The sequence below is a fragment of the Streptomyces sp. S3(2020) genome (assembly GCF_013044505.1).
GTDB lineage: Bacteria > Actinomycetota > Actinomycetes > Streptomycetales > Streptomycetaceae > Streptomyces.
In genome coordinates, this window is sequence record NZ_JABERD010000258.1 from 1 (window position 1) to 12225 (window position 12225).

The 12225-nt window shown below is 69.8% G+C and carries 10 protein-coding genes; 4 read left to right on the top strand and 6 right to left on the bottom strand.

Going from position 1 to position 12225, the window contains the following annotated elements; translation table 11 throughout:
- The 3 genes from HLK59_RS43350 to HLK59_RS43360 all read right to left on the bottom strand — a co-directional run.
- Window positions 1-692, bottom strand: a 692-nt coding sequence (locus tag HLK59_RS43350; RefSeq protein WP_171147171.1) for an EAL domain-containing protein, incomplete at its 3' end; no start/stop codon positions are given.
- Window positions 693-814: 122 nt separating this feature from the next.
- The gene (locus HLK59_RS43355) at window positions 815-2005 is read right to left on the bottom strand and encodes a lipid-transfer protein (protein ID WP_171147179.1); all 1191 of its coding nucleotides are present in this window, start codon (window positions 2003-2005) and stop codon (window positions 815-817) included.
- Entirely contained in the window at window positions 2002-2430 is a 429-nt protein-coding gene (locus HLK59_RS43360; protein ID WP_171147180.1) for a zinc ribbon domain-containing protein, read from the bottom strand. Before HLK59_RS43360 ends, HLK59_RS43355 begins: the two co-directional genes overlap by 4 nt.
- Before the next feature lie 98 nt (window positions 2431-2528).
- Between HLK59_RS43360 and HLK59_RS43365 the strand changes: the two genes are divergently transcribed.
- Together HLK59_RS43365 and HLK59_RS43370 are read left to right on the top strand one after the other, a co-directional pair.
- Window positions 2529-3338 carry a M15 family metallopeptidase gene (locus HLK59_RS43365; protein ID WP_171147172.1) on the top strand — a complete coding sequence of 270 codons (810 nt, stop codon included), beginning with the start codon at window positions 2529-2531 and terminating at the stop codon, window positions 3336-3338.
- Between the two features lie 47 nt (window positions 3339-3385).
- Window positions 3386-3922 carry an NUDIX domain-containing protein gene (locus HLK59_RS43370; protein ID WP_171147173.1) on the top strand — a complete coding sequence of 179 codons (537 nt, stop codon included), beginning with the start codon at window positions 3386-3388 and terminating at the stop codon, window positions 3920-3922.
- A gap of 1 nt (window position 3923) precedes the next feature.
- Here HLK59_RS43370 and HLK59_RS43375 read toward each other — a convergent pair whose 3' ends face one another.
- Entirely contained in the window at window positions 3924-6290 is a 2367-nt protein-coding gene (locus tag HLK59_RS43375; protein ID WP_171147174.1) for a glycoside hydrolase family 31 protein, read from the bottom strand.
- A gap of 213 nt (window positions 6291-6503) precedes the next feature.
- Between HLK59_RS43375 and HLK59_RS43380 the strand changes: the two genes are divergently transcribed.
- Both HLK59_RS43380 and HLK59_RS43385 read left to right on the top strand, forming a co-directional pair.
- Entirely contained in the window at window positions 6504-8471 is a 1968-nt protein-coding gene (locus tag HLK59_RS43380; RefSeq protein WP_171147175.1) for an acetoacetate--CoA ligase, read from the top strand.
- A gap of 133 nt (window positions 8472-8604) precedes the next feature.
- Complete coding sequence (locus HLK59_RS43385; RefSeq protein ID WP_171147176.1) at window positions 8605-9498, top strand: hypothetical protein; 894 nt, start codon at window positions 8605-8607, stop codon at window positions 9496-9498.
- 69 nt (window positions 9499-9567) lie between these two features.
- Here HLK59_RS43385 and ptsP read toward each other — a convergent pair whose 3' ends face one another.
- Entirely contained in the window at window positions 9568-11238 is a 1671-nt protein-coding gene (gene ptsP, locus HLK59_RS43390) for a phosphoenolpyruvate--protein phosphotransferase (RefSeq protein ID WP_171147177.1), read from the bottom strand.
- A gap of 79 nt (window positions 11239-11317) precedes the next feature.
- A complete protein-coding gene (locus tag HLK59_RS43395; protein ID WP_171147178.1) occupies window positions 11318-11767 on the bottom strand; it encodes a PTS glucose transporter subunit IIA in 450 nt (149 codons plus the stop codon).
- Window positions 11768-12225: the final 458 nt, after the last annotated feature.

Consider the following 12225-nt stretch of genomic DNA (forward strand, 5'->3'; position numbering starts at 1 on the left):
CTGTGTGGGGGGCGCGCCGGATGGGTAAAAGGGACGCCCGGGGGGCCGGCGGGCAACCGGGCCGGGGGAGCGAACAGGTTGCCCTGTGCCAGCTGAGCGCCCGCCGACACCACGGCCGCACACTGGAGTTCGGTCTGCACGCCCTCGACCGAGAGCAGCGCCCCCAACTGGTCGCACAGTGTCCGCATCGCGCGTACCGCCGCGGGCCGGGCCACCAGCGAGGCGTCGAGCTTCACCAGGTCGGGCGCCAGGTCGGTGAGCAGTCGCAGGGGCAGATCCCCGTCCCCGACGCCGTCCGCGCTGATCCGGAAACCCTGACCCCGCAGCGCGTCCACAGCCTCCAGCAGCGCCTGTTGCGGCACATGCGTGTACGGCGGCCCGACGTCGATCGTCACCTCCCAGGGGAGCCTGCCCACCGCACGCACCGCGGCGTGCAGCGGGGTGAGCCCGCCGAGGTCGGCGAGGGTGCCGGCGAACACGTTGACGTGCAGCGGCAGCAGCGTTTCCTTGCGTGCCGCCGCCCGGACGGCCGACACGGCCAGCCTGCCGTCGAGTTCCGGATCGCGGCGGGCCTCGGCCAGGATGTCGCCGGTCTCCGGTCGGGCGAGTATCTCCAGCGCCGCGACCCCTCCGGTCGTGAGGTTGACCACCGGCTGGAAGGCGAAGCGGAGAGTGTCCGTCCAGGAGTGCACGGCAGCATGATGGCGCCGTGGGCGCACACCCGAGCGCAGTTCATGAGACGTTCACGCAGGATTCCGGGGCGATCACGGAGCGTACGGGAAAGCCCTTGCCCCGCCAGGAGGGCCGGTGATCCTCACCGCACCGCCACGACGGCCGAACCGTGTCCGAACAACCCCTGGTTCGCCGAGATCCCCACCCGCGCCCCGGTCACCTGCCGGTCACCCGCCGCACCTCTCAACTGCCAGGTGAGCTCACACACCTGGGCGATCGCCTGCGCCGGCACCGCCTCCCCGAAGGACGCCAGCCCGCCACTCACGTTCACGGGTATCCGCCCGCCCAGGGCCGTCGCGCCCTCCCGCAGCAGTTTCGCCCCCTCACCCTCGCCGCACAGCCCGAGGTCCTCGTACCACTGCAACTCCAGTGCGGTGGACAGGTCGTAGACCTCGGCGAGGGACACGTCCTCGGGCCCGACACCCGCCTCCTCGTAGGCGGCCCGGGCGATCGACTCCCGGAAGGTGTCGTCGCCGGGCTGCGCCGACACCGCGGAGTCCGTGGCGATGTCGGGGAGGTCCAGCACAGTGCTCGGGTAGTGCGGTGTCACCGTCGACACCGCCCGGATCCGCACAGGGTCCGCCGCCCCGTGCCGCCGGGCGAACTCCATGCTGGAGAGCACCAGGGCCGCCCCGCCGTCCGAGGTCGCGCAGATGTCGAGCAGCCGCAGCGGATCGGCGACCACCGCGGACGCGGCGACCTCCTCGGCGGTGACCCGCTTGCGGTAGCGCGCGTTCGGATTCAGCGCGCCCATGGCGGCGTTCTTCACCTTGACCTGCGCGAAGTCCTCCGGTGTGTCCCCGTGCACGGCCATACGCCTGCGCGCGTACAGCCCGAAGTACGTCGGATTGGTGGCCCCGAGGACACGGAACCGGAGCCAGTCCGGATCGTCGGGCCGATCTCCGCCCGCCGGCCGGAAGAACCCCTTGGGCGCCGCGTCGGCACCCACCACGAGCACCACGTCCGCGAGCCCCGAAAGGATCTGCGCCCGCGCGGTGTTGACGGCCTGCGCTCCCGACGCGCACGCCGCGTACACACTCGTGACCCGCGCCCCCTGCCAGCCCAGCGCCTTCGCGAAGGTCGCGCCGGCCACATACCCCGGATAGCCGCCACGCACCGTGTCCGCCCCGACGATCGAACCGATGTCCCGCCACTCCAGCCCGGCGTCGACGAGCGCCGCGCGGGCGGCCGCCACCCCGTACGCGACGAAGCTCCGTCCCCACTTGCCCCACGGGTGCATGCCCGCGCCGAGCACCGCCACCTCCCCCGTCATGCCGTCACCCCTGTCGTCGGCCGCCATCGCCACGTCGTCCACACCGTCTCCGTGTCCTCATGGAGCACACCGGGAACGACCTCCACCTCCATGCCCACCGTCAGATCGCCGACGGCGAGCCCCGCAACCCCCTGTCCCAGCACCACGATCCGCTCGGCCTCCAGCTCCACTGCGATCAACGCGTACGGCTCCCACGGAAGTTCCGGATCGGTCACATAGGGTGACGGAGGTCGGTACCGGCTGTCCGTGTAGGACCACACCCGCCCGCGCCGCGACAGCGGAACCTCCTCCAGCTCGCCTCCCGTGCACGCGGGATTGCGGCAGTAGGTGTCCTCGCGGGGGAAGAAGACCGAGGCGCAGGCCGAGCAGCGGGTGCCGAGGAGATGGAAATCGTCCTCCTCGCCGGCGAACCACCCTGTCACCACGGGCGTTCGTGCACGTGACACAGTTCCTCCCGGGCATAGGATCTGACGGAACGTCAGAAGTGTGTCACGGGAGGCCGGAGATGGGCAGAGGCAGAGGCATGACACGACTCTCCGGCGCAGTACGCGGCCTGGTCACGACACTCGCCGCCCTGCTGACCGTGACCGCCGCCGCCACCACCGCCCGGGCGACACCGGAACCCAAGGCGCCGAAGGACTTCGTCGCGCTGAGAACCGTGGACCCCACGATCATCCAGGAGATGCGTTACTTCACCCCGCACAACTTCGTGGGGGAACGCATCGACGGCTACGCGCAGCCGATCTGCATCCTCACGAAACCCGCCGCCGAGGCACTCCACAAAGCCCAGGTGAAGCTGGTCCGGCAGGGCTACACCCTCAAGGTCTACGACTGCTACCGACCCCAGCGCGCGGTCGATCACTTCGTCCGCTGGGCCAAGGACCTCGACGACCAGGCCATGAAGGCCGAGTTCTACCCGAACGTCGACAAGACGCGTCTCTTCGCGGACGGTTACATCGCCGAGAAGTCCGGCCACAGCCGCGGCTCGACCATGGACCTCACCATCGTGAAGCTCCCAGCGAAGCCGACGCGGCCCTATCACCCCGGTGAGACCCTCATTCCCTGCTACGCGCCCCAGGACGAACGCTTCCCCGACAACTCCGTCGACATGGGCACCGGATTCGACTGCTTCGACACCCTTTCCCACACCCTCGACCCCCGCATCCAGGGCGCACAACGGGACAACCGGCTCCTGCTCAAGAGCACCCTGGAAGAGCTCGGCTTCGTGAACCTGGCCGAGGAATGGTGGCACTACACGTTCAAGCCGGAGCCCTACCCGGCCACCTTCTTCGACTTCCCGGTGTCCTGGAAGTCCCTCACGAGCAAACACTGAGCAGCCCCCGGAAGACGCCCTTCCTGTGATCGGATACAGTCCGCCGCGTGTCCGAAACTCAACACCCCACCCCCAACTCCGCGCCCGACTCCCACTGTTCGAGCTGCGGAGCGCCCTACGGAGAGGGCGTCTCCGGTTGGCCCCGCACCTGTCCCGCCTGCGCCACCGTGGCCTACCGCAACCCGCTGCCCGTCGCGGTGGCACTCCAGCCGGTGTACGACACGAAGGGCGCCGCCCTGGTCGTCGTCACCCGAACCATCGCCCCCGCGCGCGGGGGCATCGCACTGCCCGGCGGTTACGTCGACGACCGGGAGGACTGGCGCCAGGCAGTCGTCCGTGAGCTCAAGGAGGAGACCGGCATCGACGCGGCGAGCCGCGACGTACGCCTCGTCGACGCCATGAGCTCGCCCGACGGCCATCTCCTGCTGTTCGGGTCCCTTCCGGAACGCCCGGCGGAGGGCCTGCCCGTATCCGCCGCGACGGACGAGACGGAGGGCTGGCACCTCCTGCGCAGGCCCGAAGAACTCGCCTTCCCGCTGCACACACGTGCCGTACGTGCCTGGTTCGAGGGCCGGTACATCTGACCTAGCGCTCCCCGACCCCCCGCACACGCACCGGGTGAGGCGGCGCGCTCACGCCGTCCTCACCCTCCCGCTCGACGACCACCCGCCGGCCCCGCCAACGGGCCACGTAACGCTCGATCTCCGGCTCGTCCCACCCGTCACCCGCGTCGGGCACGACGAGCCCGCCGCCGGTCCGTCCCCGGGCCGGCGCCCACACCTCCAGCTCCAGGCGGCCGTCCTCCCCGCGCACGGGAAGGACGGCTCCCGCACGCACCAGCACCGGGATCCGCGACAAGGGGGCATCCACGAGGACCTGCCCCGGTCCCTGATACGCCCGCTCCGTCACCATGTCGTACCAGCGCCCCCGCGGCAGCTGCACCGCACGCCGGTCCGTTCCCGGATCGAGCACCGGCGCCACCAGCAGACTGTCACCCAGCAGGAACGCGTCCTCGCAGTCACGCAGCGCCCGGTCCTCGGGCGCCCCCCACCACAACGGCCGCACATACGGCGCGCCCGTACGCCTCGCCAGATGCGCCAGCGTCACGAAGTACGGCAGCAGCCGCCGGCGTTCCAGAAGCGCCACGCGTGCGTGCTCCAGCACCTCGGGACCGAACTCCCACGGCTCCCGGCGCCCCGCCCGCAGACTCGCATGCGTACGGAACAACGGCAGATAGGCGCCCAGCTGGAACCAGCGCAGAAACAACTCGGGCGCCGGACTCCCGTCGAAGCCGCCCACGTCCGGCCCCGAATAGGGCACCCCGCACAGGCCGAGCCCCATCACCAGCGACAGCGACGCCCGAAGCCCCGGCCAGCCCGTGGCCACGTCACCCGACCACGTGCCCCCATAGCGCTGCATGCCGGCCCACCCGGAGCGCGAGAACACGAACGGGCGCTCCCGAGGAGCCAGTTCCCGCACCCCTTCGTACCCCGCACGCGCCATGCAGAGCGCGTACACGTTGTGCGCCTCACGATGGTCACCGCCCTGCCCGTCCAGCTGATGCCGGGCCGAACGCGGCAGGGTCGACTCCCCGAAGGCCGCGAACGAGGTGGGTTCGTTCATGTCGTGCCAGAAACCCGCGAACCCCTGAGCGAGCCGCTCCTCATACAGGCGACCCCACCACTCACGCACACGCGCGTGCGTGAAATCCGGGAAGACCGCCTCGCCGGGCCAGACGACTCCTCGAACGAGCCTCCCAGAAGCATCACGAACGAACGCGTCCTCGGTGACACCACTGTCGAAGACGGCATTGCCCGGCTCGGCCCGGACCGCCGGATCGACGATCGACACCAGCCGGATCCCGTCCCGCCGCAGCTCCTCGGCGAGCTGGGGCAGCTTGGGGAAGCGCTCCTGGTCGACGGTGAACACCTGGTGCTCGTCATAGTGGTCGATGTCCAGATGGACGGCGTCCAGGGGCAGGCCGCGCTCCTGGTATCCCGCGACGATCCGCCGCACCTCCTGCTCGCTCCCGAACCCCCACCGCGCGTGATGGTGCCCCAGCGCCCACTCCGGCGGCAGCGCGGGCGCCCCGGTGAGCGATGCCCAGGCGAGAAGCACGCGCGCGGGGGTACCCACCATCACCCAGCAGCGCAGCGGACCACCGGTCATCCGCAGCTCGCACGTACCGGCCCGGTCGTGCCCGGAACCGGCGCCCTCCTCGCCCTCCACCAACGTCACCGTGCCGTCCCACGAGGTGTCGTGGAACGCCAGATGCGTGGCCGCGTCGGACACCACGAACTGCACCGGCATCGTGATGTACAGCGGATCGTCGGCCCGACCGAAGGACCCGCCGGGATCCGTGTTCCACAGCCGGTACGTCCCGTTCCTCAGCCGGGGCCCCGACGCCCGCCCGCCGAGCCCGAAGAACCGTGCGTCCGCGGGCACTTCCGACCGCTGCATCCAGCGCGCCGCACCACCGCCCACCGGCTCCCACCACCGCGGCGGCAGATCCCGGCGCACGGTCACCCCACCGGGCGTACGCACCTCGATCGCACCATGCCGCGAGACGACCACGGTCGCCCGCTCGGCCACCACCCGCCAGCCGCCGTCCTTGTCCGGCTCCAGCACCGCCCGGGGATCCGGCTCAGGACAGCGCCCCGCCAGCGCGTACGACGGCTCGGGACCCACTCCGTCCCAGCCCCAGAAGACCGCCCCGTTCACCGCGACCGTGATCCGCAGCTCGGAACGGCTGAACCGGACGACCCCGCCGCCGGGCCCCGGCTCCACCTCCCGCACCGGCCCGGGCACCCGGGCACGCTCGGCCCCCCGCGGCGGCAGCCCGGCCGCATCCGCACGCCGCATACGCCACGAGGCCCGCACGGAACGCAACCCCTGGGCCGCCCCCGCCGAACCGACCGTCTTTATCGAACGCACCAGGTCACGACCGTTCATGCTGCTCACCCTGCCACTGACCCGCCCACACGCGCGTGTCGTTCAACTGCCGTTCACCCGTGCCGGGACCACATCTTCACGACACGGACTATGTGGGGCCCACCCTGGTGTAGAAGTCGATCACATGGCATCGTCCGTGTCATCCGCGTCGCGCGCACACCCCAGCCCGTGCGCGGAGGACGCACACCACGCGCACAGTCCGGGAGCCGCCCCATGTCGACCGTGAACCCCCAGCCGCTCTGGCAGCCAGATCCGGAACGCATCGCACAGGCGCAGGTCACCAAGTTCCAGACCTGGGCCGCCGAGCACCACGGCGCCCCCGCCGAAGGCGGCTACCCCGCCCTGCACCGCTGGTCCGTCGACGAGCTGGACACCTTCTGGCAAGCCGTCACGGAATGGTTCGACGTGCGCTTCTCGACCCCCTACACGCGCGTACTGGGCGACCGCTCGATGCCCGGCGCCCGATGGTTCCCCGGGGCGACCCTGAACTACGCCGAACACGCCCTGCGCGCCGCCGCGACCCGCGCGGACGAACCGGCCCTCCTGCACGTCGACGAGACCCACGAACCACGCCCCGTCACCTGGTCCGAACTGCGCCGCCAGGTCGGCTCCCTCGCCGCCGAACTCCGCGCCCTCGGCGTACGCCCCGGCGACCGCGTCAGCGGCTACCTGCCCAACATCCCGCAGGCCGTCGTCGCCCTCCTCGCCACCGCAGCGGTGGGCGGCGTCTGGACGTCCTGCGCCCCCGACTTCGGCGCCCGCAGCGTCCTCGACCGCTTCCAGCAGGTCGAGCCCGTCGTCCTGTTCACCGTCGACGGCTACCGCTACGGCGGCAAGGAGCACGACCGCCGCGACACCGTCGCCGAACTCCGCCGCGAACTGCCCACCCTGCGTGCCGTCGTCCACATCCCCCTCCTCGGAACCGACACCCCGGAAGGCGCCCTGGACTGGGCGGCCCTGACGAGTGGTGACATGGAACCCACCTTCGAGCAGGTGCCCTTCGACCACCCCTTGTGGGTGCTCTACTCCTCCGGCACGACCGGCCTCCCCAAGGCCATCGTCCAGTCGCAGGGCGGCATCCTCGTCGAACACCTCAAGCAACTCGGCCTGCACTGCGACCTCGGCCCCGACGACCGCTTCTTCTGGTACACGTCGACCGGCTGGATGATGTGGAACTTCCTCGTCTCCGGCCTCCTCACCGGCACGACGATCGTTCTCTACGACGGCAGCCCCGGCTACCCGGACACCGGCGCCCAGTGGCGCATCGCCGAACGCACCCGGGCCACCCTCTACGGCACCTCGGCCGCGTACGTCATGGCCTGCCGCAAGGCGGGCGTGCACCCCGGCCGCGACTTCGACCTCTCCTCCGTGCAGTGCGTGGCCACCACCGGCTCCCCGCTGCCCCCCGACGGCTTCCGCTGGCTCCACGACGAGGTCCGCGAAGACCTCTGGATCGCCTCCGTCAGCGGCGGCACCGACGTCTGCTCCTGCTTCGCGGGCGCCGTACCCACCCTCCCCGTCCACATCGGCGAACTCCAGGCCCCCGGCCTCGGCACCGACCTGCAGTCCTGGGACCCCAGCGGCAACCCCCTCACCGACGAGGTCGGCGAACTCGTGGTCACCAACCCCATGCCGTCGATGCCGATCCACTTCTGGAACGACCCAGACGGCAGCCGCTACCACGACAGCTACTTCGACACCTACCCCGGCGTATGGCGCCACGGCGACTGGATCACCGTCACGTCCCGCGGCTCCGTCGTCATCCACGGCCGGTCCGACTCGACGCTCAACCGCCAGGGCGTACGCATGGGGTCCGCCGACATCTACGAAGCCGTCGAACGCCTCCCCGAGATCAAGGAATCCCTCGTCATCGGCATCGAACAGCCCGACGGCGGCTACTGGATGCCCCTCTTCGTGCACCTGGCCCCCGGAGCCGTCCTCGACGAGACCCTGCTCGGCCGCATCAAGCAGACCATCCGCGAACAGCTCTCCCCGCGGCACATCCCCGACGAGATCATCGAAGTACCCGGCATCCCGCACACCCTCACCGGCAAGCGCATCGAAGTCCCCGTCAAACGCCTCTTGCAGGGCACCCCCCTCGACAAGGCCGTCAACCCGGGCTCCATCGACAACCTCGACCTGCTCCACTTCTACGAGGACCTCGCCCGCAAGCGCGTCTGACCGACGAAGCCGCCGACGCAGTCCGAGCCGCCGCACCCTGCGTCGGCGTCGCCCGCCCCCTCGCGCCCAGCCCCGTTGTCAGTGCCCCCGGTTACTGTGAGTGAGCATTGATCGACAGCGCACAGGGGGAAACATGGCGCACACCGACCACCAGACCATGCGACGCGTTCTGCGCCGCGAGATCGCCGGCACCATCGGCCTGCTCACCGACGAGCACGACTTCCGCAGCATGCGGCGCTACCGCAGCTTCACCTTCGACGACCACTCCCGCTATCTCCAACAAGTGGAGGCACTCCTCAAAACCCGCGCCTCCCAGGGCACCCACACCGCGGTAGCCCTCTTCGACCCACAGGAGTACGCCGACTACTGCGCCGACACCGGCCTCGAACCCGACATCCCCTCCAGCCGCACCCGCTTCACCGCCGAACTCGCCGCCACGGGCCCGACCATCCCGTACGACGGACGACCCCTGACGGAACTCGTCCCCGACCTGATCGACGAAGCAGTACGCCAAGCCACCTGGGAGTACGCCTCCACACTCCTGGCACACCTGGGCGCCTGCGCCTCCTGCGGCGAGGACATCGGCCGAGCCGCCTTCACCCGAGCCTCCGACCTCGTCGTCCGCATCCTCGACACGGCCCATCCAGGCAACCGGCACCTCGTCTGCAGCGTCACGGCATCACCGGAAACACTCGTCTCCGTCCTCCACGCCGACATCAACGCCGACGGCACCACGCAACTCGACGACGCCGAGGCCCTCGAATTCGCCACGGTCCTTGCTCTCGGCCTGGCGACCCAAGCCCCCGGTGGACTCGTCATGCGGACCAGCGTTCCCGGAACCACCGACCGCATCTACGGCTGGCGGCTGCGCGGGGAAGGCCTGGAACCCCTCACCGCCGGCGAGGTCTTCGACGCGTACTGCACCGACATCGAATCCGGAGACCTCATCTCACCGGAATCGAACGTCGACTACTGCGTGCCGCCCGACCTCGGACCGGACGGCCCCACGCCGGGACATCACCACTGAACACAGGAGGGGCGCCCCACCCACAGGTGGAGCGCCCCTCAAGAAGCACCGACGGCCGGTGCGGCCCGGCTACTCGCCGGACAGCACCGCCTGAGCGGCGTTGCGTGCCTCATCGGCACTGTCCGCCGCCCGAGCGGCCGCCGCGGCACGCTCGCACTGCGCCAGCGTGTACTTCGCCAGAGTCGCCCGCACATAGGGAATCGACGCCGCACCCATGGAAAGGGAGGTGACACCCAGACCGGTCAGCACACACGCCAGCAGCGGGTCGGAGGCCGCCTCACCACAGACACCACAGCTCTTGCCCTCGGCCTTCGCCGCCTCGGCGGACAGCGAGACCAGGTCGAGCAGCGCCGGCTGCCAAGGATCCTGCAGACGGGACACCGCACCCACCTGGCGGTCCGCGGCGAAGGTGTACTGCGCGAGGTCGTTCGTCCCCAGCGACAGGAACTCGACCTCCTGCAGAACCGAACGCGCTCGCAGCGCGGCCGACGGAATCTCGACCATCGCGCCGAACTTCGCCCGCAGCCCCGCCTCACGGCACGCGTCGGCGAACGCCTTGGCATCCGCACGGTCCGCCACCATCGGAGCCATGACCTCGAGGTAGACCGGCAGCCCCTCAGAAGCCTTCGCCAGGGCCGTCAGTTGCGTGCGCAGAACGTCCGGGTGGTCGAGCAGCGTCCGCAGACCCCGCACACCCAACGCGGGGTTCGGCTCGTCGCCCGGCGTGAGGAACTCAAGCGGCTTGTCCGCACCCGCGTCCAGCACACGTACGACGACACGACCCTCTGGGAACGCTTCGAGAACCTGTCGGTAGGCCTCGATCTGCTTCTCCTCGGAGGGAGCGTTCTTGCTGTCGTCGAGGAAGAGGAACTCGGTACGGAAGAGACCGACACCTTCCGCACCGGCCTCGACAGCGGCCGGAACGTCCGCGGGACCACCGACATTGGCGAGCAGCGGCACCTTGTGGCCGTCGGCCGTCGCGCCCGGCCCGGTCGACGCCGAGAGCGCAGCCTTGCGCTCGGCGGCGGCAGCCTCCAGCTGTGCCTTCTTCTCCTGGCTCGGGTTCACGAAGATGTCGCCGGTGCTGCCGTCCACGGCGATCACGGTGCCCTCGGCGAGCTCGCCGGCGCCCGGTAGCGCCACCACCGCGGGGACACCGAGCGCCCGCGCCAGGATCGCGCTGTGGCTGGTCGGCCCGCCCTCCTCGGTCACGAAGCCGAGCACCAGCGTGGGGTCCAGCAGAGCCGTGTCGGCGGGCGCGAGGTCACGCGCCACAAGGACATACGGCTCGTCACTGTCCGGGATGCCAGGCATGGGCACCCCGAGCAGACGGGCGACGATACGATTCCGCACGTCGTCGAGGTCCGCGACACGTCCCGCGAGGTACTCACCGGCATTCGCCAGCAGCTCGCGGTACGCGGCGAACGCGTCGTACACAGCCCGCTCGGCCGTGCTGCCGACGGCGATACGCCGGTCCACATCGGCCATCAGCTCAGGGTCCTGGGCCATCAGTGCCTGCGCCTCAAGCACTGCCTGGGCCTCGCCCCCGGCCAGATTGCCGCGTGCCATCAGGTCGGCCGCCACAGCTTCCACTGCCTTGCGGGCGTTCCCCTGTTCACGCTCCGCGTCCTGAGCCGGGATCTGCTTGGCAGGCGGCTCCAGGACCGCCGTTCCCATGTGCCGAACCTCGCCGATCGCCACACCATGGCTCACGCCGACGCCTCGCAGCGTTGTCTCCATCTCACCCGTCTCCGATAGTGCGGCGGGTCCCGCCGCCGCGATGGTTGCCACTACTTGCCGTCCTAGGACGGAGTTGATGTCACTTCCAGGCGAAGAGACTGTCGCCGGCCTTCACATCGCCGTCGTCACGCAGATCGGAGAGTGCCTCGGCCGTGGCTTCGAGGGCCACGATCGGGCAGACCGGGGACTTGCCGGCAGCCTCCACGGCGGCCGGGTTCCAGCGCACGATGCTCTGGCCGCGCGTCACGGTGTCGCCCTTGTTCACGAGCAGCTCGAAACCCTCGCCGTTGAGCTGGACGGTGTCGATACCCAGGTGAGTGAGTACGCCGTGACCCTGATCGTCGACAACGACGAAGGCGTGGGGGTGGAGCGAGACGATGACTCCGTCCACGGGTGCGACAGCCTCGGAGGCCTCGCGCACGGGGTCGATCGCCGTACCCGGGCCGACCATGGCTCCGGAGAAGACCGGATCGGGCACAGAAGCCAGTCCGATGGCGCGTCCTGCCAGCGGGGACGTCACGGTGGTCATGGGAAGCCTCCCAGGGGTGGAGATCGATATGCGTCGTCACTGCCTGTCCTGGACGGCGCACTGTGAGCAGCGTATGTCATATGAACTGACGGTTCCGCATGGAAGATACCGCGTAGTGGTCTAGACCACCAGTCCAATCGATTTGCACGCTCTTCCGGGCCCCGTGTAGAGTCGTACTCCTGCTTGAGGCCGAGCGGCGCTGGTAAGCGTCCTTGTTCAGCAGAACCCAAACTTGTCAGATCCTATCTCGGGGTCATCTTCTGCATGTCCGCAGGAGAGTGGTCAGAGGGTCGGAAAAACACTGATAGAGTTTGGAACAACGAAGGGAAGCGCCCGGAGGAAAGCCCGAGAGGGTGAGTACAAAGGAAGCGTCCGTTCCTTGAGAACTCAACAGCGTGCCAAAAATCAACGCCAGATTAGTTGATACCCCGTCCGAAGGCTTTTATGGCCGAGGATGA